We start from the raw sequence: 25,102 nt of genomic DNA on the forward strand, positions 1-25,102 counted from the left end.
TGCGGGTGAGTGGGGGGATGCGAGTAAGATGGATCCCCCCTCATTTTTGCTAAGTGTGTCGGCGATGAATGCGATATGGCGCAACAGTGTCTGGATTCTGTTGGGTGGCTCTCTGATCCTGGCCGTTTCCCTGGGTACGCGACATGGCTTCGGCCTCTTCCTGCCGCCGATGAGTGCGGAGTTCGGCTGGGGGCGTGAGGTGTTCGCGTTCGCCATCGCGCTGCAGAACCTGATCTGGGGGCTGGCGCAGCCGGTCACCGGTGCACTGGCCGATCGCTTCGGCGTCGCGCGAACTGTGCTGATCGGCGGTGTGCTCTATGCCGTGGGCCTGCTGCTCATGGCAGGTGCGGATTCGCCGCTGTCGCTCTCGCTGAGCGCCGGTCTGCTGATCGGCTTGGGGCTTTCCGGTACCTCGTTCTCGGTGATCCTCGGTGCCGTCGGGCGTGCCGTACCGGCGGAAAAGCGCAGCATGGCGATGGGTATAGCCAGCGCCGCGGGCTCGTTCGGGCAGTTCGCCATGTTGCCCGGCACGCTTGGTCTGATCGGTTGGCTGGGCTGGTCTTCAGCCCTGCTGGCGTTGGGGCTTCTGGTCGCGCTGATCATGCCGCTGGCGCTGATGCTGCGTAGCGGCCCGGCGGCTCCGGTAACCGGGCCGCAGCAGTCGCTGGTCGAGGCGCTGCGTGAGGCTGCCGGTCATCCAGGCTTCCGTTTGTTGGCCTTGGGTTTCTTCGTCTGCGGCTTTCAGGTGGTGTTCATCGGTATCCATCTGCCGGCTTATCTGGTCGATCAGGGCTTGCCGGCAATGGCGGGCACCACGGTGTTGGCGCTGGTTGGGCTGTTCAATATCGTCGGCACCTATACCGCTGGGTGGCTGGGCGGTTGTTACTCGAAACCCAAGTTACTGACGGCCCTGTACCTGTTTCGGGCGGTGGTCATCAGTGCGTTCTTCTTCGCGCCACTGACGCTGTGGACGGCTTACGCCTTCGGCATTGCCATGGGTCTGCTGTGGTTGTCGACGGTGCCGCTGACCAATGGCACGGTGGCGACGCTGTTCGGCGTGCGCAACCTGTCGATGCTCGGAGGCATCGTCTTTCTGTTCCATCAGATCGGCTCGTTCTTCGGTGGCTGGCTGGGCGGCTGGGTGTACGACCACACCGGTAGCTACGACCTGGTCTGGCAGATCTCCATCGCCCTCAGCCTGATGGCGGCCGCCTTGAACTGGCCGATTCGCGAGCAGCCGGTCGAGCGCGTGCGCCTGGCGGCAGGCGCGGCATGATGCACAACGGGTGGCGCTACGCCGGCGCTGCGCTATTGCTCGCGCTGCTGCTGGCCGCTGCCTGGTGGGGATGGCAGTGGGGTGGGCTGGCCCTGCTGCAACTTGGCGTGGGGATGTGCTGAAACGCTGTTTCGCTGTTTATCCCCGCATGCAGGGAATCAATTCGTCACCGATGGCTCCAACAAGCGAGACGCATGCGGTTTGTCGCAGAACCGTAACCAAAGCCCTGTAAAAAGCTGCGGCATGCAGTTATCTGGAGCCAACCAACATGTCCACTCTTACCGAACTAGCCCAACAGATCGCCCAGTTGTATCCCTTGCAGGACAAGCGTGTCGGCAAGCGCTACCGCGTCGTGGGTGAGCTGGCGGGTATGACCGAGTTGGAAGAGATCAATGGTGAACCGCGCTACATCCAGACCATGGTGCTGAAGAACAAGCAGCTCTGGGATCTGGCGGTCTGATGCATGTCCCGGGTGCGCGAAGCACGCCTGGACGACGCCGTGCCGCTGGTGCGGCTGCTGGGTGAGCTTGGCTACCCGGGAAGTGACGCCTTCATCGACCGCCGGCTACGGCAGCAACTAGGTCACGCCGATGCCTGCCTGCTGGTGGCCGAAGGGGAGGATGGGCAGCTGCTCGGCTTCATCTCCTTGCACTTCATCGTTCAACTGGCCCTCGATCGCGATTTCTGCCGGATAAGCTACCTCTGTGTCGATGCCACCGCGCGTGGTCAGGGGATAGGCGAGCGGCTGGTGCGGGCCGCCGAGCAATATGCTCGCGCGCGTGGCTGTGATCGCCTGGAGTTGCACTGCGATGAACGTCGCACGGCAGCCCACCGCTTCTATACGCGGCTGGGCTACCAGGAAGCTCCCAAATACTTTCGCCGCTCGCTTGACTGACTCAGCCCGGCTGGGGTTTCCAGCGTGTGGCTCGCCACGCGCTGCGCTGCTCATCGGTCAGATAGGTCCAGGCGACGAAGCGGCTGCGCTTCTGCCCTTGCGACATGTCCGACACCTGCACGTGTTGAGCGCCGAGCTTCTTCAGGCGCGCCTGCAGGGGCTGGACGTTGCCCGCTTTGGACACCAGGGTGGTGAACCAGCAGACCTGCTGGCCCACTTCGCGGCTTTCGTCGGCGAGGCGGGCAATGAAAGCCGCTTCACCGCCTTCACACCAGAGCTCCGCGGCTTGACCACCGAAATTCAAGGTCGGTAGCTTGCGCTTCGGATCGAGCTTGCCGAGATTGCGCCACTTGCGCTGGCTGCCGCTGCTGGCCTCGGCCTGGGAGGCATGGAAGGGTGGGTTGCATAAGGTCACGTCGAAACGTTCGTCTGGCTGCACCAGACCAGCGAAGACATGTCGTGGATCGGACTGCTGACGCAAGGTGATGCTTTTGCCGAGCGTGTTGGCCGCGACGATGGTGCGTGCCGACGCCAGGGCAATCGCGTCGATATCCGAGCCCGTGAAGCGCCAGCCATATTCCCGTAGGCCGATCAGCGGATAGATGCAGTTGGCCCCGGTACCGATGTCCAGCGCCCGGATATGCCCGCCACGGGGGATTTCGCCTGCGTTGTCGAGCGCCAGCAGATCGGCGAGGCCGTGCACGTAGTCGGCGCGGCCCGGGATCGGCGGGCACAGATAGCCTGGCGGGATGTCCCAGTGGGCGATGCCATAGAACTGCTTGAGCAGCGCACGGTTGAACACCCGTACGGCGTCTGGGTTGGCGAAGTCGATGCTCTGCTTGCCGTAAGGGTTGATGATGACGAACGCTGCCAGCTCCGGGCTGCCGGCTATAAGCGCCGGGAAGTCGTAGCGCCCGGTATGACGGTTGCGCGGATGCAGGGTGGGCTTGCCGGCGTCCGGTTTGTCGGGGCGCGGCGACGCTTTGAAGGTTTTCGGAGCGGACATGTTCGACTGTCTGTAGCGATCAAGGTCGATATTGTCCCACAGCTTTCAGCGCGGGCGTGGCACCAACAGCATCCATATCAGCCCCCAGAGCAGCGCGCCGGCGCCCAGCCAAAAGGCGCTATGCAGGGTTCCGCCCATGTTCAGCCAGATGCCCGTCAGCCACGGCCCTGCCAGTTGGGTCAGGCTGTAGAGCGCAATCAACGCGGCCGACAGGCGTGGCCCCTGGTGGGGATGCAATGTGCGCGCAAGCCGCTGGGTGAGCAGTACCGTGCCGAGGAAGGTGCCGCCGACCAGGACGGCGCACAGCAGGATGCCAGGCGCGCCCGGTAGCAACAGCGCTGCCAGCACGCCGATGAGCTGCGTGACGTAGCTGAAGCGTAGCGCCAGGGTATCGCCGAGCAGGGCACCGAGCCGATTCCAGAGCCATGGAGATGGAAGGGTGGCAAGTGCCACCAACAGCCAGCTGCTTTGGATCAGCGGACTGCCTGGCTCCACCTGCAGGCGCACCACCATCGGCAGGAACGTCATGGGCAGGATATAGCCCATACCGGCGCCAGCGTAGGAGAGAAACAGCGGCGTGCTGGCGCGATCCAGCAGCCGTCCGCTGTGCGCGGGGGCGTCGTCTGCGCTGGCCGGGTCGTCGGGTATGTCCAGGTGTGCCAGCTGCCGCCAGCCCCACCAGGCCAGCGGAATCGATAGCAGCGCAGCGGGCCACCAGCGCTCGGCGCCTTGCAGCATACCGTTGCTCAGACTGGCCAGCAGGCTGGAGAGGATCAGTCCGACACAGGCGCCGAGATACACCAGCCCACTGGACGATACCCGCCGGTGACGGGCGAGCCATTCGAGAATCAGCGAAGGTGCCTGGACGAACACCAGCCCATTGCTGATGCCGTTGAGCAGACGCAGCATGGCCAGCGAGTCCGCCGACTCCGCCTGGGTTTGCCCCAGCGTCGTCAGTACATGCAGCACCAGCGCCCAGGGCAGGCTGCGGCGGATCTGAGCCACGCGATGCCAGCGCAACGCCAGCAGCGCACCGATCAGGTAGCCGAGGTAATTCCAGCTGGCGATGCTGGCGCCCTGCTGCACGGTGAGCACACCGTCTTCCACCAGCCAGGGCAGCAACGGTGTGTAGATGAAGCGGCCGAGTCCATGGACGACGAGCAACAGGGTGGCGCCGGCCAGCAGTACCGGAAACAGGGCGGGGCGTGAGGGCATCGAAGGCGAACCATGCAGGCAGGGTGGCCTTACAGCTTAGCGACACGTGCGACCAACGACCACGCTACTGATGGCCAAGGCGGTGTCGACGCGACGTCGATCGGACCTAAGCCGCTCAGGGATAGGCCAGAACCGCCTTGATCTGCGCCAGGTTGCGCTCGATCCACTGCCGGTCGATCGCGCCCCAGTCGTCAATGCGGTAGTGCCCGCCATTGTGTCGCTCGCCGGCCTCCTGCACGAAACGGCAGTCGATATCCAGATCGGCCAGCGCGGCCAGCGTGTCTTGAGCCGTGCGCCGCGGCATGCTGGTCGCCTCGACGATGGCCGGGACGCTGACAGCGGTGCCGCTGTCGATCAGCCAGGCGACATAGAGCCGGCGGTAGAAACTGCTTTTGGTCTTGCTGACCGTCATGTGATGCTTCCAGTCGGAGCGCGCCTGCCGTTAGCGGGCGCGCGGAGAGGGCAACGGTGTCATTGCAGCGCCAGCATCGCCATATAAGCGACAGCGCCAGCGGTATAGCCAAGAAACGCGAGCAGGCTGACCCGCTTGACGTACCAGGTGAAACTGATCCTTTCCATGCCCATGGCGGCCACGCCGGCAGCGGAGCCGATGATGAGGGTGCTGCCGCCGGTGCCCGCGCAGTAGGCGAGCATCTCCCAGAAATGCCCGTCGACGACGAATTGCGAAAGCCAGTCGGCATCCTCCGGCGAAGCCGCGGCCACCATTGCCGGATCCGCCAGCGGATACATCTTCATCGCGCCGGCCACCAGCGGCACGTTGTCGACCACTGCCGACAGCAGTCCGATGCTGTAATTGATCGGATAGATATGCCCCAGCGACTCGCGCAGCAGCAGGGCAATCTGGGTCAGATGCCCGGCGGTCGCCAGCGCGGCGACGGCCAGCAGGATGCCGAGGAAGAACAGCACGCTGGGTGTATCGACCTTGCGCAGCACGCCGACCACCGACAGCGGATGCTTGTGCTCGTCTTCCTTGTCGCGGTGGAGAAACTCTGTCGCGATCCAGAGCACGCCGAGGCCGAACAGGATGCCCATGTACGGCGGCAGATGCGTGACGGTCTTGAACACCGGGACGAACACCAGGGCGCCCAGGCCCAGCGCCAATACGGTATTGCGCTCGAATGCGGTGGTTTCCGGCGGTTGATGCTCGCCCAGGTGGGTCCGCGCACGGGGCCGCGGTGCCTCGCCACGCAATCGGAAGCTGAGCACCAGCAGGGGCACCAGCAGGCAGATCAGGCTTGGCAGGAACAACCCGAAGATGACCCCCGAGGCGGTGATCTGGTTGCCGATCCAGAGCATGGTGGTGGTGACGTCGCCAATCGGCGACCAGGCGCCACCGGCATTCGCCGCTATCACCACGACGCCGACGAACAGCCAGCGCTCGGGCCGCCCGCGGATGAGCTTACGCAATAGCGAGACCATCACGATGGTCGTGGTCAGGTTGTCCAGCGCGGCGGAGAGGAAGAAGGTCAGTAGCCCGACGATCCAGAGCAGGTGGACGCGCCGACGGGTCTGGATGCGGTCGGTGATGACCTTGAAGCCCTCGTGCGAGTCGATCAGTTCGACGATCGTCATCGCGCCGAGCAGGAAGAAGAGGATTTCCGATATTTCGCCCAGATGGTGGCGCAAGGCTTCGATGACCAGCTCCGCTGGCCCGCCCGGGGCGTGTGCGGCCGCTTGTGGCGAGATGATCGAATCGGCACCGAGCACCAGCACTGTCCAGCAGAACACGGCGGTCAGGATCGCCGCGGCGGCCTTGTCGATTTTCAGCGGATGTTCCAGGGCTATGCAGAGATAACCAAGGACAAACACAACAGCCATGAATACATACATCTACGAGGTCCCTTTTTATTTTGATCACCGTACCGGCCATGCTCGGGGTGGCGAGCCGGTAGAAGCGTGGTGTCCGCATGCGTGCAGTCGGCGAGCTGGCGATCCTGAGCTCAGAACGGCCGACCGCGGCACCTGCTGAGCAGGCTGCGTTGGGCGTGGGTCAGGTCAGGAGCAGCGTTTGGACCGGCGCGCCGGCATTTTTTCCTCTTGGTGGATCCGGATAATCACTCGGCCGGCCCGCTCGTGGCTTGTCATCGATCAAGCGGAAAAGGCCTGAAACAAAAAGGCCAGCACATCGAGTGCTGGCCTTTGGCTTGTTACAGGCTCGCGATGCGCTCGCGCTGCTCGAGCAGTCGCGCCTTGGCCTGTTCGGCCTCGGCCAGCTTGGCGCGCTCCTTCTCGATCACCTCGGCGGGGGCCTTGTCGACGAAGCCGGCGTTGCCGAGTTTGCCGCCGACACGCTTGACCTCGCCATCGAAACGGGCGATTTCCTTGTCGAGGCGGGCGAGCTCCGCGTCCTTGTCGATCAGGCCCGCCATCGGCACCAGTACCTGCAAGTCGCCGACCAGTGCGGTGGCGGAGAGCGGTGCTTCCTCGCCTTCAGCGAGCACGCGGACGCTTTCCAGCTTGGCCAGTTTCTTCAGCAGCGGCTCGTTGTCGGCCAGGCGACGGCGGTCGGTTTCGCTCGCATTGCCCAGCACCACGTCGATGCGCTTGGCCATGGAGATATTCATTTCACCGCGGATCTGACGGATGCCGAGCATGAACGCCTTGACCCACTCGATATCGTCCTCGGCGGCCTCGTCGAGGCGCTCCGGGTTGAACTCCGGCCAGGGCTGCAGCATCAGCGTAGGCCCGGACTTGCCGGCCAGCGGCGCGACGCGCTGCCAGATCTCTTCGGTGATGAAGGGCATGAACGGATGTGCCAGGCGCAAGGCGGTTTCCAGCACGCGGACCAGGGTACGGCGGGTGCCGCGCTGGCGTTCGGCACTGGCGCTTTCGTCCCAGAGCACCGGCTTGACCAGCTCCAGGTACCAGGCGCAGTACTCGTCCCAGATGAACTCGTAGAGCGCCTGGGCGGCGAGGTCGAAGCGGAAGGCTTCGAGCTGGCGATTGACTTCGCACTCGGTGCGCTGCAGCGCGGAGATGATCCAGCGGTCGACCGAAGACAGCTCTACGGCTTCGCCGTTGACGCCGGTGTCCTTGCCCTCGGTGTTCTCGAAGACGAAGTTCGCCGCGTTCCAGATCTTGTTGCAGAAGTTGCGATAACCCTCGACGCGGCCCATGTCGAACTTGACGTCGCGGCCGGTGGAGGCCAGCGAGCAGAAGGTGAAACGCAGGGCGTCGGTACCGTAGCTGGCGATGCCTTCAGGGAATTCGTTGCGGGTCTGCTTGGCGATCTTCTCGGCGAGCTTGGGCTGCATCATGCCGCTGGTGCGCTTTTGCAACAGCTCGTCGAGTGTGATGCCGTCGACGATATCCAGCGGGTCGAGCACGTTGCCCTTGGACTTGGACATCTTCTGGCCCTGGCCATCGCGAACCAGGCCATGTACGTACACCGTCTTGAACGGGATCTGCCCGGTCAGGTGGGTCGAGAGCATGATCATCCGGGCAACCCAGAAGAAGATGATGTCGAAGCCGGTGACCAGCACGTCGGTGGGGTGGAAGGTCTTGAGGAAATCGGTCTGTTCCGGCCAGCCGAGAGTGGAGAAGGTCCACAGGCCGGAGCTGAACCAGGTGTCCAGCACGTCATCGTCCTGGCGCAGCTCGACCTCGTTGCCGAGGTTGTAGCGGGTCCGTGCTTCCATTTCGTCGCGGCCGACATAGACGTTGCCCGCTTCGTCGTACCAGGCCGGGATGCGATGGCCCCACCACAGCTGACGGCTGATGCACCAGTCCTGGATGTCGCGCATCCAGCTGAAATACATGTTCTCGTACTGCTTGGGTACGAACTGGATATCGCCATTCTCCACGGCCGCGATGGCCTTTTCCGCCAGCGGCTTGGTGGAGACGTACCACTGATCGGTCAGCCAGGGCTCGATGATGGTGCCCGAGCGATCGCCACGCGGCACTTTCAACGCGTGGTCGTCGATCTTCTCCAACAGGCCCATGGCCTCGAACTCGGCGACGATGGCCTTGCGCGCATCGAAGCGATCCATGTGCGCGTAACCGTCCGGCAGGCTGGCGTCGACCTTGTCGTTCGGCGTGCCGTCGATGTTGAACACCTGCGCGCGGCCCAGTACCGCGGCGTTGCGATCGAAGATGTTGATCAGCGGCAGACGATGGCGCTTGCCGACCTCATAGTCGTTGAAGTCATGCGCCGGGGTGATTTTCACGCAGCCGGTGCCGAATTCGAGGTCGACATAGTCGTCGGCAACGATGGGAATCAGGCGATTGACCAGCGGCAGCATGATGTGGCGGCCAATCAGATTCTTGTAGCGCTCGTCTTCGGGATGCACGGCGACCGCGGCGTCACCGAGCATGGTCTCCGGGCGGGTCGTGGCGACGACCAGGTAATTCTTGCCATCGGCCGTCTTGCAGCCATCGGCCAGCGGGTAGCGCAGGTGCCAGAGGTGGCCTTTCTCGTCGTGGTTCTCCACCTCCAGGTCGGAGATGGCGGTGTGCAGCTTGGTGTCCCAGTTGACCAGGCGCTTGCCGCGGTAGATCAGGCCGTCTTCATGCAGACGGACGAAGGCTTCCTTCACGGCGTTGGACAGACCGGCGTCCATGGTGAAGCGCTCGCGCGACCAGTCGACCGAAGAGCCCAGCCGCCGAATCTGGCGGGTGATATTGCCGCCGGACTCCTCCTTCCATTCCCATACCTTGTCGAGAAACTTCTCGCGGCCCAGATCATGACGGTTGACACCCTGAGCGCCGAGCTGGCGCTCGACCACCATTTGCGTGGCGATGCCCGCGTGATCGGTGCCCGGCTGCCAGAGGGTGTTACGCCCCTGCATCCGGCGCCAGCGAATCAGGGCGTCCATGATGGCGTTGTTGAAGCCATGGCCCATGTGCAGGCTGCCGGTGACGTTCGGCGGCGGGATCATGATGGTGTAGGGCTCGCCCGACCCCTGGGGTGCGAAGTAGTTGTTCGATTCCCAGGTCTGGTACCAGGAGGTTTCGATGGCGTGCGGCTGGTAGGTCTTGTCCATGCGGCGGGACCCTTAGAACGGCTGATCGGAAAAGCCGGCAAGTATAAAGGCAAAGTGCGCGAGGGGCCGAATCGCAATGCCGCTTTTATGCGCCCGATAGGCGAAATACCGCTCTGCGTAGGCACCGAGCATGCCGGCGACGCCCGGTGCAGTGTGCCGACGTCAAGTACGGTGCGATTTGATCAGCTGCTGCGCGCGAGCCTCCAGGCGGTTGCGTAGTTCGGCTTCGATCTGCGGGACGAAGTCGTCGATGACATCCTGCAGGATAAGCTGCGCCGCGGTGCGCAATTCGTGGTCCAGATGGCGCTCGGCGAGCGTGCGAAACGCGGTGCGTACCGCTGGCTCTCGCGTTTCGGATTGTGCCGCGGCGTGCGGCGCGGGCTCGACGATTTCCGACAGCAGCGGAATGCTGTCCGGATCCAGGGACTCGCCCGATAGCGGCGGGTCCTGGTCGCCTAGCAGGGCGCGGATCGATTCCAGGTCGTCGAGAAGATGGGCGGCTTTATTGGGTGGTGTTTGCGTCATGTACGGTGCATTCCGGGAATTAAGCGTCCAGGCGGGTGATGGCGCTCCTGAAAACGGGCCGTGGTCGGACGGCCAAAGGGGCATGGCGGCGCGGGAGCGTTCGCTGCTGCCCGTGCTCGCTACAATTCGACCCTCTTCGGATCATAGCCGCGCTGCCGGTAGAGGCGAAAATTGTCCCGGCAGACGGTCAATAGCTCCGGCTGCTGGTTGACGATCTCGATCACACGGCTGAACTGATCGATATGCGCTGATATCGAGGTGGTCAGATTGATCAGCAAGCCTTGAGCGGTAGCCGGCGGCTGTTCCGTGCCGATCACCACCGGTGCGAGGGGATCGTCCTCGTGAAGCTCGTGCGGAATGAAGCGCTCGGCGCGAAAGCTCCACAGCAGCTCGGCCAGCTCCGTGCACTGATGGTTGTCCTGGCAGCGAATGAATACCGGCATGCCGTGCTGCCAGCCCTTGCTCGCCAGCTGGCAGGCCGCTCTGGCGCGGCCTGCCGGTTCGCGGTCGGGCAACACGTAAAATTCGATACGCGTCATGCCCGGGTCCCACTCATCCATCTCATGCCTGTTCGACCCGGTCCAGTAGATACTGGGTCAGCAGGGGAACGGGGCGCCCCGTTGCGCCTTTTTCCTTGCCGCCGCTGATCCAGGCGGTGCCGGCCACGTCCAGGTGCGCCCAGGCGAATTCCTTGGTGAAACGCGAGAGGAAGCAGGCCGCGGTAATGGTGCCGGCCTTGGGCCCGCCGATGTTGGCGATGTCGGCAAAGGGGCTGTCCAGTTGCTCTTGGTACTCGTCGAACAGCGGCAATTGCCAGGCGCGATCGTCGGCCTTCTGGCCAGCACCCAGCACTTGCTGCAGCAGCTCGTCGTTGTTGCCCAGCAATCCGGAGGTCTGGCTACCCAGCGCAACGATGCAGGCACCGGTCAGCGTGGCGACGTCGATCACGGCACGCGGCTTGAAACGCTCGGCATAGGTCAGCGTATCGCAGAGCACCAGGCGCCCTTCGGCGTCGGTATTGAGGATCTCGACGGTTTGTCCGCTCATGGTGGTGACGATGTCGCCGGGACGGGTGGCATTGCCGCTGGGCATGTTCTCCGCGCAGGCGAGCAGGCCGACGAGGTTGATTGGCAGTTGCAGCTCCAGAGCGGCGCGGAAGGTGCCGAGCACACTGGCGGCGCCGCACATGTCGTATTTCATTTCGTCCATGCCCTGGCCGGGCTTGAGACTGATTCCGCCGGTGTCGAAGGTGATGCCTTTACCGACCAGCGCGTAGGGCTGTTCGCCCTTCCTGCCGCCGTTGTACTGCATCACGACGATGCAGCCGGGTTGGGCGCTGCCCTGGGAGACGGCGAGAAACGCGCCTGCGCCCAGCTCGCGCAGCTTCTTCTCGTCGAGCACCTCGACCTTCAACCCCTTGAACGTCTTGCCCAGCTGCCTGGCCTGGTCCGCCACGTAGTTCGGGTGGCAGACGTTCGGTGGCAGGTTGCCCAGGTCACGAGCGAAGCTCATGCCGGCGGTTATCGCCGCGGCGTGGCGGATCGCCTGTTCAACTTGCGCCTGGTCGGCCTTGTCGCAGAGCAGGGTGATCTTGCCGAGTTTGGAGGCGTCGTTCTTTTTGCTCTTGAACTGCTCGAACAGGTACTGACCGTCGACCAGCACTTCGACCAGCATGCGGGCCCGCGCATAGGTGTCACGGTCTTTGACTTGCACATCCTGCACGGCGAAGGTCGCATCGCTACCGCCAAGACCCTTGATGACGCCGAGCGCAGCGCCCGCAGCCTTGCGCCATTGGCGCGCATCGAGCTCGCCCGCCTTGCCGGTGCCGACGAGCAGGACGCGTTCGGCTTTGAGGCCTGGCACGCTGTGCAGTAATAAGGTCTGGCCCGGCTTGCCGGACAGATCGCCGCGCTTGAGTATCGTGCTGATGACACCGCCGCTGGCCTGGTCCACGCTTTGCGCTACGGGGCCCAGCTGTTGGTTTTCATTGACAGGCAGAACCAGCGTCGCGGTTTTTGCCGCAGCGGCTTTGGTGTTTTTTACAACAAATTCCATGGCGTCGAGTCCCCAAGACAAAGAGTCGGGTTTGCAGGATAATGCCGGGCTTGTTTTCCGGTGGTTCGACCACCGGGGCGTTGGGGGCGTGCTGCGTGAAGCCCCAATGCCCTGTTGCGGGCGGACCGGCTATTGGCGGCTAGTTTGAGCGTAGCCGCCGGAGCCTGACAACCCTGGAGTGTCCGGTTTGATCGTCTTTCGTTATCTGTCCCGTGAGTTGCTGGTGACCTTGAGCGCGGTAAGTGCCGTGCTGCTGGTGATCATCATGAGTGGCCGTTTCATCAAATACCTGGCGCAGGCGGCGCAGGGGCTTCTCGATCCGGGTGTGCTGCTGATGATCATGGGGTTCCGGCTGCCGGGCTTCCTTCAGCTGATTCTGCCGCTGGGGTTGTTTCTCGGCGTCCTCTTGGCCTACGGGCGACTCTATCTCGATAGCGAAATGACCGTGCTGTCCGCTACGGGCATGAGTCAGCGTCGTCTGCTGGCCTACAGCCTCGCCCCGGCCGCTCTGGTCGCAGGTCTGGTTGGTTGGCTCAGCCTCGGCCTGGCGCCGCAGGGTGTGGCCGAGGTCGACCGCATCCTTAATGAACAGCACTCGCTGACCGAGTTCGATACGCTGGTTCCCGGTCGTTTTCAGACCCTGCGCGACGGCACCCGTGTGACCTATACCCGTGAGCTGACTGCCGATCGCACCGAGCTTTCCGGCGTGTTTATTTCCGAAACCAATCTGTCCAGTGCCACTGGTGAGAAGCGCGGGCTCTCGGTGTTGGTGGCCGAAAGCGGCCGTCAGGAAATCCAGCCGGACGGGAGTCGCTACCTGATCCTGGAAAACGGCTATCGCTACGACGGCAATCCGGGCCAGGCCAATTATCGGGCGATCCAGTACGACACCTATGGGGTGTTGTTGCCCAAACCTGAAGTCAGCGTCGAGTTGAGCGCGCGCGAGGCGATGCCGACCCGCGAACTGTTCGGCAGCGACAACATTCGGCTGCAGTCCGAGCTGCAATGGCGGCTGTCGCTTCCTCTGCTGGTCTTCATCGTCACACTGCTGGCCGTGCCGTTGTCGAAGGTGAACCCTCGTCAGGGGCGCTTCCTCAAATTGCTGCCCGCCATTCTGCTGTACATGACCTACCTGGCGCTGCTCATCGCGGCCCGTGGTTCGCTGGACAAGGGGCGCATCCCCCCGTCCCTGGGCCTCTGGTGGGTGCACGGAATCTTCTTTTCGATAGGAATGCTGATGCTTTACTGGGAACCGCTGAGGCTGGCTTTCGACAAGCACCGAGCCAGGTCGGGGGCTGCTCATGCGTAAGCTCGATCGTTATATCGGCAGCCATGTGTTGCTGGCGATTCTCACGGTGCTCGGCATCATCGTCGGCCTGGCGCTGCTGTTCGCTTTCATCGACGAGCTCGGTGATGTGAAGGGCAGTTACGGCACGCTGGATGCTGCGGTTTACGTACTGCTCACGACGCCGTCGCGGATCTACGAGATGTTGCCGATGGCTGCCCTGATCGGTTGCCTGGTCGGTCTGGGTACTCTGGCCAGCAGCAGTGAACTGACCATCATGCGCGCTGCGGGCGTCTCGCTCGGGCGCATCGTGCTCGCAGTGATGAAGCCGATGCTGTTGCTGATGCTGGTCGGTGTGCTGATCGGCGAATACGTGGCGCCCTGGAGCGAGAACATTGCACAGGCCAACCGCTCCGCGGCACAGGGCGCAGGTGAGGCGCAAAGCAGCAAGCGCGGCCTCTGGCACCGTCAGGGCGACGAATTCGTTCATATCAATGCGGTGCAGCCAAGCGGGGTGCTGCTGGGCGTCACCCGGTATCGCTTCGATGAGCAGCGCCAGCTGTTGTCGGCGAGTTTTGCGCGTCGCGGCCGTTACGAGGGCGACCAGTGGCTGCTCAGCGATGTGTCCACCACCCATTTCCGGGGGGATCACACCGAGGTGACGAAGGCGGCCGAAGAGCATTGGGATGTACAGCTGACGCCGCAGCTGGTCGGTACGGTGGTGATGGAGCCGGATGCCCTGTCCGTCACAGGGCTGTGGCGCTATATCCATTACCTCGGTGAACAGGGCCTGAATAACAGTCGCTATTGGCTGGCGTTCTGGACCAAAGTCTTGCAACCGGCGGTGACGGTTGCGCTGGTCTTGTTGGCGATCTCGTTCATTTTCGGGCCGCTGCGCTCGGTCACGCTTGGCCAGCGGATCTTCACCGGGGTCATCGTCGGCTTCGTGTTCCGCATCCTGCAGGATCTGCTGGGGCCGGCCAGCCAGGTCTTCGGTTTTTCGCCGTTACTGGCTGTGGCGGTGCCTGCGGCCATCTGCGCGCTGGCGGGTGTCTTGCTGCTGCGGCGGGCTGGCTAAGGCGGCGCTTGCTGAAAGGGGCGATCTGGCCCCTTTCGCGTCATTTCTTATGGATGTTCTTCGGGAGCTGAACGACCTGGCTCTCGGAATAGATGTCATGCCAGGTGCGATGTTGCTTGTCCCAGAGCATCCACCAGTAGCCCAGTCCCAGGGCGAGCCAGGACATGATAGCGAGCAAAAAACGCAGCAGCGCCTGCCAGAGGTCGATGGCCGTCCCGTCGGCATTTTGTATCCGCACCCCCCAGACCTGCATGCCGAGCGTCTGGCCGTTGTGCGTCCAGAACTTGGCGAAGAAGGCGAAGACGGTAAACAGCAGGAGCGTCGAGAGGATCGGGTCGATATCCAGGCCGCCAGATTCGGCCAGTAGCTTGAGCGCATCACCGCCATACAAGGCTCGCAAGATGACCTGTTGGTAGAACAGCGTGACGACCATCATCAGCGCGATCGAAAGAAACGAATCGTAAAACAGGGCGGCCAGGCGGCGGAGCAGGCCGGCGGCAGGAAACTGGCCCTGCGGGTTAAGCTGATGGTTGCTCATGCGTGGAGTCTCGCTGGAAAGGCAGTCGCGCATTCTACGGAATCGCGCGCATAAAAAAGCCCCTGATGGTGACATCAGGGGCTTTTCGGTACGGGGCTTATTCCTGGATTTGAACCTGGTCAGCCTGCATGCCTTTTTGACCTTGCACAGCGATGAAGCTGACCTTCTGGCCTTCTTTCAGGCTCTTGAAGCCGTTGCCTTCGATCGCGCGAAAGTGCACGAACAGATCCGGACCGCTTTCAGGAGTGATGAAACCAAAACCTTTCTCGTCGTTAAACCACTTGACGGTACCGTTCTGACGATTCGACATAGCGTTGTATCCTTGAAACTCAATAGTGGAACGCCGCTGCGTAAGGGCAGCAGGCGGAAACTGGTTGCAAGGAGTAAAGAGTCGAACGGGATGTAGCGGATCTGAAGATCTACTGCATCAGGTCACGATTCAACGGCGACCCATGCAAACACAGTGGGCACACTCTACGATAACTCGCCGGCCGATGCCAAGCCCTCGGAGTCATAGAGTCGCCCACGGCGTAGGACGCCTGTTTTGGCGTGTTTGGGTGTCGCTGATCCGCTCGTCTGCCGCTACCGCAAGGGCGGGCGGAAAGAACCGCCTGGTTTGGCGTGACTCGGTGGAGTCTGTTGAGCCTATTCGATGCCTGAAGGCATCCTGCTGTGGGGTGATGCCGCTACTGCTGTGCGGTTCCCCTGTCCCAGAGGCTCTCGACTGCCTGTGGGTGCTGATTCATGGTGCCTCGAGAGAGACTCGAACTCTCACGTTGTTACCAACGGCGGATTTTGAATCCGCTGCGTCTACCGATTCCGCCATCGAGGCACAGTGGGCGCGCAGTATAGGGATGCGATGCGGGGCGGTCAATCACCTGGCGTGGTCAGAATGAGGTGTTTCCGCTAAGCTTTGCGCCCCCGAAGCTCCGTGCTGATCTCTTTTAATGCAAGTCTCCGATTTTTCCTTTGAACTACCCGATTCGCTGATCGCCCGTCATCCGCTGCCCGAGCGCCGTGCCAGCCGTTTGCTGGTGCTCGACGGCCCGAGCGGTCGATTGGAGCATCGCCGCTTTGCCGAGTTGCTCGATTACCTGCGGCCTGGCGATCTCATGGTGTTCAACGATACCCGCGTCATTCCGGCGCGCTTGTTCGGCCAGAAGGATACCGGCGGCAAGGTCGAGATGCTGGTCGAGCGCGTGCTCGATGCGCGTCGCGTGTTGGCGCATCTTCGTTCGAGCAAATCGCCGAAGCCCGGTGCGAAAATTCATATCGACGGTGGCGGTGAAGCGCTGATGCTGGCGCGCCATGAGGCACTGTTCGAGCTGGAATTCGGTGAAGACGTCCTGCCTTTGCTGGACCGTGTCGGGCATATGCCTTTGCCACCTTATATAGATCGTCCCGATGAAAGTGCCGATCGGGAGCGCTACCAGACCGTTTATGCACAGCGTGCCGGTGCGGTGGCTGCGCCGACGGCGGGTTTGCATTTCGATGCGCAGCTGTTGGATGCGCTGGAGCAGAAAGGGGTCGAACGCGCGTTCGTGACGTTGCATGTGGGTGCCGGCACGTTCCAGCCGGTGCGCGTCGAGCGAATCGAAGAGCACCATATGCACCGGGAGTGGCTTGAGGTGGGGCAGGGCGTGGTCGATGCCGTGGCAGCCTGTCGCGCACGTGGCGGGCGGGTGATCGCGGTAGGTACCACCAGCGTGCGCTCGCTGGAAAGTGCGGCACGCGACGGCGCGCTCAAAGCATTCAGCGGCGATACCGACATCTTTCTTTACCCGGGCAAGCCTTTTCATGTGGTCGATGCCCTGGTCACCAATTTCCACCTGCCCGAATCCACCTTGTTGATGCTCGTCTCCGCGTTCGCCGGCTATCCGGAAACCATGGCGGCTTACGCCGAAGCCATCGCCGAGGGTTACCGCTTCTTCAGCTACGGTGATGCCATGTTCATCACACGCAATCCGGCCCCGCGTGGCCCCGAGGATTCCCAATGAGCCGTACTTGCCACATGTCCTTCGAACTGCTCGCGACCGAGGGGCGAGCGCGTCGTGGGCGCTTGACCTTCCCGCGCGGTACGGTGGAAACGCCAGCGTTCATGCCAGTGGGTACTTACGGCACGGTCAAAGGCATGTTGCCGCGCGATATCGAGGCAATCGGTGCGCAGATCATTCTTGGCAATACCTTTCATCTCTGGCTGCGGCCCGGTACCGAGGTCATCAAGGCGCATGGCGACCTGCATGATTTCATGCAATGGCAAGGACCGATCCTGACCGATTCCGGTGGCTTTCAGGTCTTCAGTCTGGGCGCGATGCGCAAGATCAAGGAGGAGGGCGTCTATTTCGCCTCGCCAGTCGACGGCGCCAAGGTGTTCATGGGACCGGAAGAGTCGATGCAGGTGCAGCGCGATCTGGGCTCCGACATCGTCATGATCTTCGATGAATGCACGCCGTATCCGGCGGATGAAGAGGTTGCGCGGCGCTCGATGGAGCTATCCCTGCGCTGGGCGCGACGCTCCAAGGATGCACACGGCGACAGCCCTGCCGCTTTGTTCGGTATCGTCCAGGGTGGCATGCACGAGTCGCTGCGCATGCGGTCGCTCGAAGGGCTCTGCGAAATCGGCTTCGATGGTCTGGCTATTGGCGGGCTTTCGGTCGGCGAGCCCAAGGAGGAGATGATTCGCGTGCTGGATTTCCTCCCGCCGCAGATGCCGGCCGACAAGCCACGTTACCTGATGGGGGTAGGTAAGCCGGAGGATCTGGTCGAGGGTGTGCGACGCGGTGTCGATATGTTCGACTGCGTGATGCCGACCCGCAACGCGCGCAATGGCCATTTGTTCACCGACAGTGGAGTCGTCAAGATCCGCAACGCCGTGCACCGTTTCGACGATGCTCCGCTGGAAACGGGGTGCGACTGCTACACCTGCCAGCATTTCTCGCGCGCTTATCTGCATCATCTGGATAAATGCGGCGAAATGCTGGGCAGCATGCTGAATACGATCCACAATTTGCGACATTATCAGCGGCTCATGGCTGGTTTACGCGATGCTATCCAACAGGGTACATTGGCGGCCTTTGTCGACGCCTTCTATGCCAAGCGCGGCCTGCCAACCCCGCCGCTTGCGTGACGAATCCACACAACTAACCGATCCTTGCAACAGGAGTGCTACATGAGCTTTCTGATTCCCGCCGCCTACGCCCAAGAGGCTGCCGCCGGTCCCGCTGGTAGCGGCTTCGAGTGGTTGTTCCTGGTCGGCTTCCTGGTCATCTTCTATCTGATGATCTGGCGTCCGCAGGCCAAGCGCGCCAAGGAGCACAAGAATCTGATCGGCGGCCTGCAGAAGGGCGACGAAGTCGTTACTTCCGGTGGGATCGCCGGCAAGGTCACCAAGGTCTCCGATGACTTCGTCGTGATCGAGGTTTCCGACTCGGTGGAGCTGAAGTTCCAGAAGGTGGCGATTGCGGCAACGCTGCCCAAAGGCACGCTGAAAGCCATCTGAGCTGACTTCTACTCAATACCAACGACGGGGCGCGCAAGGCGCCCCGCGTCATTGCACGGGCTGCGTCATGCTCAATAGATTCCCTCTCTGGAAATACCTGCTGATTGTGGTGGTGCTTGGCATCGCCTGCATTTATTCGGCACCCAATCTGTATCCCGATGACCCGGCTGTTCAAATAACCGGCGCTACGACTTCCCTCAACGTCACCGAGGCCGATCTCGATCGTGCCAGCAAGGCGCTGGCTGCCGCTGGTATCGAAGTCGAGGCGACGAGCCTGGACGAGCAAGGCCGTGGTGGTCTGTTGCGGCTGATCGATCAGAATGACCAGCTGCCGGCTAAGGATGTAGTGCGACGGGCGCTGGGCGATGCCTACGTGGTTGCGCTGAACCTGGCCCCAACCACGCCGGAGTGGCTGCGCGCCCTGGCCGCGAGTCCGATGAAGCTTGGTCTGGACCTGTCGGGCGGTGTGCACTTCCTGCTGGAAGTCGACATGGACAAGGCCGTCGAGACCCGTCTCAACGTGTACGAAGGCGAGGTCAAGTCGCTGCTGCGCAAAGAGCGCGTCCGTTATCGTAGTTTGCCGCAGGCCAACAACGGCATTCAGCTCGGTTTTGCCGACGAGGCCACCCTGTCCGCAGCTCAGTCGCTGATACGCAAGAACTTCAATGATTTCGACCTGACTACCACTGAGCGCAACGGTCTGCAGGTGCTCCGCCTGGCGATCACCGAGGCCAAGCTTGCCGAGATTCGCGAATACTCGATCAAGCAGAACCTGACCACCGTGCGCAACCGCGTCAACGAGCTGGGGGTTTCCGAGCCGCTGGTTCAGCGTCAGGGTGCCAACCGCATCGTTGTCGAACTCCCGGGCGTGCAGGACACGGCCGAGGCGAAGCGTATCCTCGGCAAGACGGCCAACCTCGAGTTTCGTCTGGCTGCCGAGGCGGACGCGCCCCGCGCGACCACCGAGACGTTCGAGTTCCGCGAGCAGGGACGTCCACCCGTGCAGCTGGAGCGCAACCTGATCATCACGGGTGACCAGGTGACCGACGCGCAGGCCAGCTTCGATGAAAACGGCAGGCCGCAAGTGAACATTCGTCTCGATGGCCATGGCGGCGACCTGATGAATCGGGCGACACGCAGCAATGTCGGTCGCAGCATGGCCGTGATCTTCATCGAGCAGCGCCCGACCACTCGCTATGTCAAGCAGATGGTCGACGGTGTCGAGCAGGAGGTTCGAGTCGAGACGTTTCAGGAAGAGAAGAAGATCATTAGCCTGGCGACCATTCAGTCCGCGCTCGGCAGCCAGTTCCGCATCACCGGTCTCGATGGCCAGGGCGAATCGTCCGAGCTGGCGCTGCTGCTGCGCGCCGGCGGTCTGGCGGCGCCGATGTACTTCGCAGAAGAACGCACCATCGGTCCGAGCCTGGGCGCCGAGAATATTGATCTGGGCATCAACGCCGCGCTGTGGGGCTTCCTCTTCGTTGCGGTCTTCATGGTGCTGATCTACAAGTTTTTCGGCTTGCTGGCCACGGTTGCCCTGTTGTTCAACATGGTGGCCCTGACTGCGCTGATGTCGATGCTGGGGGCAACGCTGACCCTGCCAGGTATCGCCGGTATCGTGCTGACCATGGGGATGGCGGTCGACGCCAACGTGTTGATTTTTTCGCGCATCCGTGAAGAGATCGCCAATGGCATGGCCATTCAACGGGCGATACATGAAGGCTTCGATCGGGCTTTTTCGGCGATCGTCGACGGCAACCTGACCACGCTGCTGGTTGGGGGGATTCTGTTCGCCATGGGGACGGGGCCGATCAAGGGGTTCGCCGTGACGCTCTCACTCGGCATCATCACCTCGATGTTCACCGCCGTCATCGTGACTCGCGCCATGGTCAACCTGATCTATGGTGGCCGCGATCTCAAGAAATTGTGGATTTAAGGGGCTAGCTCGATGAAACGCGTAATCAACTTCATGGGCGTGCGTCATCTGGCGTTTGCCATGACCGTCGTGTTGACGCTTGCCTCGCTCGCCAGCCTGGCGATCAAAGGGCTCAATTTTGGTCTGGATTTCACCGGGGGGACGCTGATCGAGCTGTCCTATGAGAAGCCGGTGGCTCTGGACCAAGTCCGCGCTCAGCTGTCGCGTTCCGACTTCGGCGCGGCGGTTGTGCAAAGTTTCGGTGCCACGACCGATGTGCTGGTGAGGATGCCGGGCGACGATCCCTTGCTCGGCGAGCGCATCGCAGAGGCGTTGCGCAGTGGCGAAGATGCTGCTGCCGTCACCGTCAAGCGCGTCGAGTTCGTCGGGCCCGCCGTTGGCGAAGAGCTGCGTGATCAGGGCGGGTTGGGCATGTTGCTCGCTCTGGGTGGCATCCTGGTATACGTCGCCTTCCGCTTTCAGTGGAAGTTCGGCCTGGGAGCGGTGCTCTCGCTGTTCCACGACGTGATCCTGGTGCTCGGCGTCTTCTCGCTGTTCCAGATAACCTTCGATCTGACTGTGTTGGCAGCGGTATTGGCAGTCATTGGCTACTCGCTCAACGACACCATCGTTATCTTCGACCGGATTCGCGAAAACTTCCGCATCCTGCGCAAGGCGGAGCTGCTGGAGAACATCAACATCTCCACCACGCAAACCCTGCTGCGTACCCTGGCGACTTCCGTGTCCACGCTGCTGGCGGTCGGTGCGCTGATGGTCTTCGGTGGCGAGAACCTTTGGGGTTTCTCGCTGGCCTTGTTGATCGGCGTCGGTGCGGGCACCTACTCGTCGGTGTACGTCGCCGGGATGTTGCTGGTCTGGCTGAATCTCACCCGTGACGACTTGATCCCGCCTGTTGTCGAGGAGGTCGACGAGCTTCCCTGAGCGAATGAACTTCTGACGGCTCGCGATGCCTAACGGGGGCCGCGAGCCTGGCTCGTCAGAAGAAGGGAAAAGGCATGAACAAGTCGATGCTGGTTGGTAGTGTCCTGGGGGCTGTGGTCGTCACAGCTGGTGGTGCGTTCGCCACCTATACCCTGGTCGATCGGGGGCCGAAATTCGCTGAGGTACTGGCGGTCGAGCCGGTCAAGGAAACCATCAAGACGCCGCGCGAGGTTTGTCGCGAGGTGACCGTGACGCGGCAGAAGCCCGTGCAAGACTCCAACCGTATTGCCGGTACCGCCGTGGGAGCGGTAGTCGGCGGTCTGTTGGGCAATCAGGTCGGTGGCGGCAATGGCAAGAAGATCGCCACCGTGGTCGGCGCGGTGGGTGGCGGTTACGCTGGAAATCAGGTGCAAGGCCGAATGCAGGCGAATGACACCTATACCACCACCGAAACCCGCTGCAACACGGTCACCGACAGCCACGACAAAGTGGTTGGCTATGACGTCAAGTATCAGTTGAACGGTGCCGTCAGTACGGTCCGAATGGATCGGGATCCTGGGAGCCAGATTCCGCTTCGTGATGGACAGTTGGTGTTAACTCAGCAGTGAGTTGGCTGGTTAACGAAAAAACGCCCTGTCGGGCGTTTTTTTTGCGTCTGATTTGTTGTGTCAGCGCTTCAATGCAGGGGTCAGGTGCGGCTGGATTGCGGTCAGCACGGCTTTGAAGCATTTGGTGTTGCCCGCCACGATCTGGCCCTTCTCGAGGAATTCGTGGCTACCGCTGAAGTCGCTAACCAGTCCGCCCGCTTCCTGGATCAGAAGGGCGCCTGCGGCCATGTCCCATTCCGATAGCCCGAACTCCCAGAACGCGTCGTAGCGGCCGGCTGCTACATAGGCGAGATCCAGGCTGGCAGCGCCGGCGCGACGCAGCCCCGCTGTTTGCCCGACCAGGCTGCGGAACATGTTCAGATAGCTGTCCAGGTTGTCCATTTGGCCGTCGCGGAATGGGAATCCGGTACCGAGCAGGGCGCCTTCCAGGCTTTTGCGCGCGCTGACACGCAGGCGGCGACCGTTCAGTGCCGCGCCACGGCCGCGGCTCGCGGTGAATTCTTCCTGGCGTACCGGGTCAAGCACTACCGCGTGTTCGAGGCGGCCCCGGTATTTGCATGCGATGCTGACCGCATAGTGGGGGACGCCGCGCAGGAAGTTGGTCGTGCCGTCCAGCGGGTCGATCACCCACAGGTAATCCTTGCCGTCGCCACTGCCTTCCAGCAGTCCGCCTTCCTCGCCAAGGATGCCGTGGTTGGGATAGGCCTTGCGCAATGCGGCAATGATGAGCTGTTCGGCGCTGCGGTCGATCTCCGAGACGTAATCGCGCGCGTCCTTTTCGCTAACCGAGATCACGTCCAGGCGCTCGGTGGAACGAACAATCATTTCGCCAGCGCTACGGGCGGCGCGCAGCGCGATATTCAGCATGGGCTGCATCGATCAAATACCTGGTCGTTTAAAGAAAGCCGGCAATTCTATCAGAAAGCTCGCTCGGGTGTTACGGGGTTGGAGACCATCGGAGCGGCAATGGCGAAGGCGTAAGTCCTTCCTGTAAGCTTTCGCTTTGCTTTTTGGTCGAGAACAACAGTGTCGCTTCAGAACATTCGCGTGGTGCTGGTCAATACCAGTCATGCCGGCAACATTGGTGGCGCGGCCAGGGCCATGAAAAACATGGGCCTGTCCCGTCTGGTACTGGTCGATCCAGAGGATTTTCCGAGTCCGGACGCGGTCGCCCGTGCCTCGGGCGCCTCGGATGTTCTCGATTCGGCGCAAGTCGTTGCGACGCTGGAGGAGGCGTTGGTGGGGTGCAGTCTGGTGCTGGGAACCAGTGCGCGCGACCGGCGTATTCCCTGGCCGCTGCTCGATCCCCGCGAAACCGGTTCGGTCTGCCTGGAGCAGGTCGAGCGAGGAGGCGAGGTTGCGCTGGTGTTCGGGCGCGAGTATGCGGGGCTGACCAACGAGGAGCTGCAGCGCTGCCAATACCATGTGCACATCCCCTCCGACCCGCAGTTCAGCTCGCTGAATCTGGCTGCTGCCGTACAGGTGCTCGCATATGAGGTGCGCATGGCTTGGCTCGCGGCGAACAATCAGCCGAGCAAGCAGGAAAAGCTCGAAACCACCTCGATGCTCAATGCGCAGCCGGTGACGGCCGATGAGTTGGAGCACTACTACGGGCATCTCGAGGAAACCCTGGTCGAGATCGGTTTTCTCGATCCGCAAAAACCCCGGCACCTTATGCCTCGGTTGCGCAGGCTTTATGGCCGCAGCGGTATCAGCAAGCTGGAAATGAATATCCTGCGCGGCATCCTCACAGAAACCCAGAAGGCCGTCCGCGGCGAACCCCACAAGCGGAGATCTGATTGATGTTCGATCGCATGCGCGAAGATATCCAGAGCGTTTTTCATCGCGATCCGGCGGCGCGTAACGCGTTCGAGGTTGTCACCTGCTATCCGGGGTTGCATGCAGTCTGGTTTCATCGGGTTTCGCATTGGCTGTGGCAGAACGACTGCAAGTGGCTCGCGCGAATGAATTCGAACCTGGCGCGCTGGCTGACCGGGATCGAGATTCATCCGGGCGCGCAGATCGGTCGTCGTTTCTTCATCGATCACGGCATGGGTATCGTAATCGGCGAGACCGCGCAGATCGGTGACGATGTGACGCTCTATCACGGCGTGACGCTGGGCGGCACCAGCTGGAACAAGGGCAAGCGCCATCCGACCCTCGAGGATGGGGTGATCGTCGGTGCCGGGGCGAAGATTCTCGGGCCGTTCACGGTGGGCGCGGGCGCCAAGGTGGGTTCCAATGCCGTCGTGACGCGTGCGGTGCCGGCTGGCGCCACCGCGGTGGGTATTCCGGGGCGGGTGATCGTCAAGGCCGATGACGAGCAAGAGGCCAAGCGCAAGGCGATTGCCGAGAAGATCGGCTTCGACGCTTATGGCGTGACCGAGGATATGCCTGACCCTGTGGCGCGGGCCATCGGCCAGTTGCTCGATCACGTCCAGGCGGTTGAGGAGCGCATGGAGGGCATGTGCAAGGCGTTGACCGCACTGGGTAGCGATTACTGCGCCAAGCAGATGCCTGAACTTCGCGAAGAAGATTTCGCCGAGGTCAAGAGCGTCGGTGACGAGCCGCGCGCCTGAGTGCGGCAGGCGGAGCGTGCTGCTATCATGGACGGCCTCGTAGCGCCGTGGCGGGTCTTCGTCCGGCAATCCCGCTCCGCCTACAGCCAAAGTCCGAGTAATTCGATAGGTCTTATAGTTGATCTAAATAGTCGGGTATTGCATACTTGCCTCAAACCATGATGCTTGGTGCGAACCGATGCGATTGACTACCAAAGGCCGTTACGCCGTCACTGCGATGCTCGACCTTGCGCTGCATGCGCAACACGGGCCGGTGTCCCTTGCGGATATTTCCGAGCGGCAAGGCATCTCGCTTTCCTATCTTGAGCAACTGTTCGCCAAGCTGCGCCGTGGCAGCCTGGTTACCAGCGTTCGAGGGCCGGGTGGTGGTTATCAATTGTCCCGTGAAATGGCGGGCATACAGGTTGCGCAAGTAATCGATGCGGTCAATGAATCAGTCGATGCCACCCGTTGCCAAGGGCTGGGCGATTGCCATTCGGGCGATACCTGCCTGACCCATCATCTGTGGTGCGATCTGAGCCAGCAGATCCATGAGTTCCTGAGTGGTATCAGTCTGGCGGATCTGGTGATGCGTCGCGAGGTTCAGGAAGTGGCTCTGCGCCAGGACATGCGTCGCGCCAATGGTCAGACTTCGCAACTGGATAAGATTGAAGCGTCCGCCGTCGAATGAGCAGGACGACAGC

At 62.2% G+C, this 25,102-nt stretch carries 26 protein-coding genes and 1 tRNA gene; 15 read left to right on the top strand and 12 right to left on the bottom strand.

Annotated features, from left to right (window positions below; genetic code table 11):
- Positions 1 to 64: 64 nt before the first annotated feature.
- The 4 genes from KCX70_RS06150 (at position 65) to KCX70_RS06160 (ending at position 2,171) form a co-directional block, all read left to right on the top strand.
- On the top strand, positions 65 to 1,276 hold the full coding sequence (locus tag KCX70_RS06150) for an MFS transporter (RefSeq protein WP_256437934.1): 1,212 nt from the start codon (positions 65 to 67) through the stop codon (positions 1,274 to 1,276).
- Positions 1,273 to 1,398: a hypothetical protein gene (locus tag KCX70_RS23405; RefSeq protein ID WP_256066941.1), complete on the top strand. Its 126-nt coding sequence runs from the start codon at positions 1,273 to 1,275 to the stop codon at positions 1,396 to 1,398. The genes KCX70_RS06150 and KCX70_RS23405 overlap by 4 nt, the downstream gene beginning before the upstream one ends.
- A gap of 146 nt (positions 1,399 to 1,544) precedes the next feature.
- Positions 1,545 to 1,736: a hypothetical protein gene (locus tag KCX70_RS06155; RefSeq protein ID WP_212619601.1), complete on the top strand. Its 192-nt coding sequence runs from the start codon at positions 1,545 to 1,547 to the stop codon at positions 1,734 to 1,736.
- 3 nt (positions 1,737 to 1,739) lie between these two features.
- On the top strand, positions 1,740 to 2,171 hold the full coding sequence (locus tag KCX70_RS06160) for a GNAT family N-acetyltransferase (protein ID WP_212619602.1): 432 nt from the start codon (positions 1,740 to 1,742) through the stop codon (positions 2,169 to 2,171).
- Between the two features lies 1 nt (position 2,172).
- On the opposite strand, the gene rlmF is transcribed toward KCX70_RS06160, so the two are convergent.
- From rlmF to KCX70_RS06200, 8 genes are all read right to left on the bottom strand, one after another.
- Positions 2,173 to 3,177, bottom strand: coding sequence for a 23S rRNA (adenine(1618)-N(6))-methyltransferase RlmF (gene rlmF, locus KCX70_RS06165; RefSeq protein WP_212619603.1), 1,005 nt, complete (start codon positions 3,175 to 3,177; stop codon positions 2,173 to 2,175).
- 45 nt (positions 3,178 to 3,222) lie between these two features.
- Entirely contained in the window at positions 3,223 to 4,392 is a 1,170-nt protein-coding gene (locus KCX70_RS06170) for a YbfB/YjiJ family MFS transporter (RefSeq protein ID WP_212619604.1), read from the bottom strand.
- Between the two features lie 115 nt (positions 4,393 to 4,507).
- On the bottom strand, positions 4,508 to 4,804 hold the full coding sequence (locus KCX70_RS06175) for a winged helix-turn-helix domain-containing protein (RefSeq protein ID WP_212619605.1): 297 nt from the start codon (positions 4,802 to 4,804) through the stop codon (positions 4,508 to 4,510).
- 59 nt (positions 4,805 to 4,863) lie between these two features.
- The gene (gene nhaD, locus KCX70_RS06180; RefSeq protein ID WP_021209510.1) at positions 4,864 to 6,243 is read right to left on the bottom strand and encodes a sodium:proton antiporter NhaD; all 1,380 of its coding nucleotides are present in this window, start codon (positions 6,241 to 6,243) and stop codon (positions 4,864 to 4,866) included.
- A gap of 317 nt (positions 6,244 to 6,560) precedes the next feature.
- Positions 6,561 to 9,395 (bottom strand): valine--tRNA ligase, encoded by a 2,835-nt coding sequence (locus tag KCX70_RS06185; protein WP_212619606.1) that lies wholly within the window; start codon positions 9,393 to 9,395, stop codon positions 6,561 to 6,563.
- 162 nt (positions 9,396 to 9,557) lie between these two features.
- A complete protein-coding gene (locus KCX70_RS06190) occupies positions 9,558 to 9,920 on the bottom strand; it encodes a DNA polymerase III subunit chi (protein ID WP_102847382.1) in 363 nt (120 codons plus the stop codon).
- A gap of 119 nt (positions 9,921 to 10,039) precedes the next feature.
- Complete coding sequence (locus tag KCX70_RS06195) at positions 10,040 to 10,459, bottom strand: DNA polymerase III subunit chi (RefSeq protein WP_102847478.1); 420 nt, start codon at positions 10,457 to 10,459, stop codon at positions 10,040 to 10,042.
- Between the two features lie 22 nt (positions 10,460 to 10,481).
- Positions 10,482 to 11,975 carry a leucyl aminopeptidase gene (locus KCX70_RS06200; protein WP_102847381.1) on the bottom strand — a complete coding sequence of 498 codons (1,494 nt, stop codon included), beginning with the start codon at positions 11,973 to 11,975 and terminating at the stop codon, positions 10,482 to 10,484.
- A 187-nt stretch (positions 11,976 to 12,162) separates the two neighbouring features.
- On the opposite strand from KCX70_RS06200, the gene lptF reads away from it, so the two are divergent.
- Positions 12,163 to 13,284: an LPS export ABC transporter permease LptF gene (gene lptF / locus KCX70_RS06205; protein ID WP_102847380.1), complete on the top strand. Its 1,122-nt coding sequence runs from the start codon at positions 12,163 to 12,165 to the stop codon at positions 13,282 to 13,284.
- The gene (lptG, locus tag KCX70_RS06210; RefSeq protein ID WP_102851321.1) at positions 13,277 to 14,338 is read left to right on the top strand and encodes an LPS export ABC transporter permease LptG; all 1,062 of its coding nucleotides are present in this window, start codon (positions 13,277 to 13,279) and stop codon (positions 14,336 to 14,338) included. Before lptF ends, lptG begins: the two co-directional genes overlap by 8 nt.
- A 40-nt stretch (positions 14,339 to 14,378) precedes the next feature.
- Here lptG and KCX70_RS06215 read toward each other — a convergent pair whose 3' ends face one another.
- From KCX70_RS06215 to KCX70_RS06225, 3 genes are all read right to left on the bottom strand, one after another.
- Positions 14,379 to 14,876, bottom strand: a complete 498-nt coding sequence (locus KCX70_RS06215; protein WP_102847378.1) for an RDD family protein — start codon at positions 14,874 to 14,876, stop codon at positions 14,379 to 14,381.
- 97 nt (positions 14,877 to 14,973) lie between these two features.
- Positions 14,974 to 15,186: a cold-shock protein gene (locus KCX70_RS06220; RefSeq protein ID WP_014853413.1), complete on the bottom strand. Its 213-nt coding sequence runs from the start codon at positions 15,184 to 15,186 to the stop codon at positions 14,974 to 14,976.
- Positions 15,187 to 15,621: 435 nt separating this feature from the next.
- A tRNA-Leu gene (locus KCX70_RS06225) sits at positions 15,622 to 15,708 on the bottom strand.
- Between the two features lie 115 nt (positions 15,709 to 15,823).
- Here KCX70_RS06225 and queA point away from each other — a divergent pair.
- The 6 genes from queA to KCX70_RS06255 all read left to right on the top strand — a co-directional run bounded on the left by queA (position 15,824) and on the right by KCX70_RS06255 (position 21,840).
- Positions 15,824 to 16,873 carry a tRNA preQ1(34) S-adenosylmethionine ribosyltransferase-isomerase QueA gene (gene queA, locus KCX70_RS06230; RefSeq protein WP_102847377.1) on the top strand — a complete coding sequence of 350 codons (1,050 nt, stop codon included), beginning with the start codon at positions 15,824 to 15,826 and terminating at the stop codon, positions 16,871 to 16,873.
- Positions 16,874 to 16,887: 14 nt separating this feature from the next.
- Positions 16,888 to 18,003, top strand: coding sequence for a tRNA guanosine(34) transglycosylase Tgt (tgt, locus tag KCX70_RS06235; RefSeq protein ID WP_180984070.1), 1,116 nt, complete (start codon positions 16,888 to 16,890; stop codon positions 18,001 to 18,003).
- A gap of 42 nt (positions 18,004 to 18,045) precedes the next feature.
- Positions 18,046 to 18,375 carry a preprotein translocase subunit YajC gene (gene yajC, locus KCX70_RS06240; RefSeq protein WP_021209500.1) on the top strand — a complete coding sequence of 110 codons (330 nt, stop codon included), beginning with the start codon at positions 18,046 to 18,048 and terminating at the stop codon, positions 18,373 to 18,375.
- A gap of 67 nt (positions 18,376 to 18,442) precedes the next feature.
- Positions 18,443 to 20,311 carry a protein translocase subunit SecD gene (gene secD / locus KCX70_RS06245; protein WP_212619607.1) on the top strand — a complete coding sequence of 623 codons (1,869 nt, stop codon included), beginning with the start codon at positions 18,443 to 18,445 and terminating at the stop codon, positions 20,309 to 20,311.
- 12 nt (positions 20,312 to 20,323) lie between these two features.
- Positions 20,324 to 21,232: a protein translocase subunit SecF gene (gene secF / locus KCX70_RS06250; RefSeq protein ID WP_102851316.1), complete on the top strand. Its 909-nt coding sequence runs from the start codon at positions 20,324 to 20,326 to the stop codon at positions 21,230 to 21,232.
- A 74-nt stretch (positions 21,233 to 21,306) separates the two neighbouring features.
- Complete coding sequence (locus tag KCX70_RS06255) at positions 21,307 to 21,840, top strand: glycine zipper 2TM domain-containing protein (RefSeq protein WP_102847373.1); 534 nt, start codon at positions 21,307 to 21,309, stop codon at positions 21,838 to 21,840.
- A gap of 60 nt (positions 21,841 to 21,900) precedes the next feature.
- Here the strand turns inward: KCX70_RS06255 and suhB are convergent, their stop codons facing one another.
- A complete protein-coding gene (suhB, locus tag KCX70_RS06260; protein ID WP_021209496.1) occupies positions 21,901 to 22,716 on the bottom strand; it encodes an inositol-phosphate phosphatase in 816 nt (271 codons plus the stop codon).
- A 150-nt stretch (positions 22,717 to 22,866) separates the two neighbouring features.
- On the opposite strand from suhB, the gene trmJ reads away from it, so the two are divergent.
- The 3 genes from trmJ to iscR all read left to right on the top strand — a co-directional run bounded on the left by trmJ (position 22,867) and on the right by iscR (position 25,089).
- On the top strand, positions 22,867 to 23,643 hold the full coding sequence (gene trmJ / locus KCX70_RS06265) for a tRNA (cytosine(32)/uridine(32)-2'-O)-methyltransferase TrmJ (protein WP_031311191.1): 777 nt from the start codon (positions 22,867 to 22,869) through the stop codon (positions 23,641 to 23,643).
- Positions 23,643 to 24,419 carry a serine O-acetyltransferase gene (gene cysE, locus KCX70_RS06270; protein WP_021209494.1) on the top strand — a complete coding sequence of 259 codons (777 nt, stop codon included), beginning with the start codon at positions 23,643 to 23,645 and terminating at the stop codon, positions 24,417 to 24,419. Before trmJ ends, cysE begins: the two co-directional genes overlap by 1 nt.
- 178 nt (positions 24,420 to 24,597) lie before the next feature.
- Complete coding sequence (gene iscR / locus KCX70_RS06275) at positions 24,598 to 25,089, top strand: Fe-S cluster assembly transcriptional regulator IscR (protein ID WP_021209493.1); 492 nt, start codon at positions 24,598 to 24,600, stop codon at positions 25,087 to 25,089.
- The last annotated feature ends 13 nt before the right edge of the window (positions 25,090 to 25,102 follow it).

It is taken from the genome of Stutzerimonas stutzeri (assembly GCF_018138085.1).
GTDB classification, from domain to species: domain Bacteria; phylum Pseudomonadota; class Gammaproteobacteria; order Pseudomonadales; family Pseudomonadaceae; genus Stutzerimonas; species Stutzerimonas stutzeri_AI.

Bases quoted from the DNA above. Each gene is read 5' to 3' on its own strand.
- KCX70_RS06220 (WP_014853413.1), bottom strand. From the start codon at position 15,186: ATGTCGAATCGTCAGAACGGTACCGTCAAGTGGTTTAACGACGAGAAA.
- secF (WP_102851316.1), top strand. From the start codon at position 20,324: ATGAAACGCGTAATCAACTTCATGGGCGTGCGTCATCTGGCGTTTGCC.
- KCX70_RS06195 (WP_102847478.1), bottom strand. From the start codon at position 10,459: ATGACGCGTATCGAATTTTACGTGTTGCCCGACCGCGAACCGGCAGGC.
- iscR (WP_021209493.1), top strand. From the start codon at position 24,598: ATGCGATTGACTACCAAAGGCCGTTACGCCGTCACTGCGATGCTCGAC.
- KCX70_RS06200 (WP_102847381.1), bottom strand. From the start codon at position 11,975: ATGGAATTTGTTGTAAAAAACACCAAAGCCGCTGCGGCAAAAACCGCG.
- KCX70_RS06170 (WP_212619604.1), bottom strand. From the start codon at position 4,392: ATGCCCTCACGCCCCGCCCTGTTTCCGGTACTGCTGGCCGGCGCCACC.
- rlmF (WP_212619603.1), bottom strand. From the start codon at position 3,177: ATGTCCGCTCCGAAAACCTTCAAAGCGTCGCCGCGCCCCGACAAACCG.
- KCX70_RS06185 (WP_212619606.1), bottom strand. From the start codon at position 9,395: ATGGACAAGACCTACCAGCCGCACGCCATCGAAACCTCCTGGTACCAG.
- secD (WP_212619607.1), top strand. From the start codon at position 18,443: ATGCTCAATAGATTCCCTCTCTGGAAATACCTGCTGATTGTGGTGGTG.
- cysE (WP_021209494.1), top strand. From the start codon at position 23,643: ATGTTCGATCGCATGCGCGAAGATATCCAGAGCGTTTTTCATCGCGAT.
- yajC (WP_021209500.1), top strand. From the start codon at position 18,046: ATGAGCTTTCTGATTCCCGCCGCCTACGCCCAAGAGGCTGCCGCCGGT.
- queA (WP_102847377.1), top strand. From the start codon at position 15,824: ATGCAAGTCTCCGATTTTTCCTTTGAACTACCCGATTCGCTGATCGCC.
- nhaD (WP_021209510.1), bottom strand. From the start codon at position 6,243: ATGTATGTATTCATGGCTGTTGTGTTTGTCCTTGGTTATCTCTGCATA.
- KCX70_RS06215 (WP_102847378.1), bottom strand. From the start codon at position 14,876: ATGAGCAACCATCAGCTTAACCCGCAGGGCCAGTTTCCTGCCGCCGGC.
- lptG (WP_102851321.1), top strand. From the start codon at position 13,277: ATGCGTAAGCTCGATCGTTATATCGGCAGCCATGTGTTGCTGGCGATT.
- KCX70_RS06155 (WP_212619601.1), top strand. From the start codon at position 1,545: ATGTCCACTCTTACCGAACTAGCCCAACAGATCGCCCAGTTGTATCCC.
- KCX70_RS06150 (WP_256437934.1), top strand. From the start codon at position 65: ATGAATGCGATATGGCGCAACAGTGTCTGGATTCTGTTGGGTGGCTCT.
- tgt (WP_180984070.1), top strand. From the start codon at position 16,888: ATGTCCTTCGAACTGCTCGCGACCGAGGGGCGAGCGCGTCGTGGGCGC.
- KCX70_RS23405 (WP_256066941.1), top strand. From the start codon at position 1,273: ATGATGCACAACGGGTGGCGCTACGCCGGCGCTGCGCTATTGCTCGCG.
- KCX70_RS06190 (WP_102847382.1), bottom strand. From the start codon at position 9,920: ATGACGCAAACACCACCCAATAAAGCCGCCCATCTTCTCGACGACCTG.
- KCX70_RS06255 (WP_102847373.1), top strand. From the start codon at position 21,307: ATGAACAAGTCGATGCTGGTTGGTAGTGTCCTGGGGGCTGTGGTCGTC.
- KCX70_RS06175 (WP_212619605.1), bottom strand. From the start codon at position 4,804: ATGACGGTCAGCAAGACCAAAAGCAGTTTCTACCGCCGGCTCTATGTC.
- KCX70_RS06160 (WP_212619602.1), top strand. From the start codon at position 1,740: ATGTCCCGGGTGCGCGAAGCACGCCTGGACGACGCCGTGCCGCTGGTG.
- suhB (WP_021209496.1), bottom strand. From the start codon at position 22,716: ATGCAGCCCATGCTGAATATCGCGCTGCGCGCCGCCCGTAGCGCTGGC.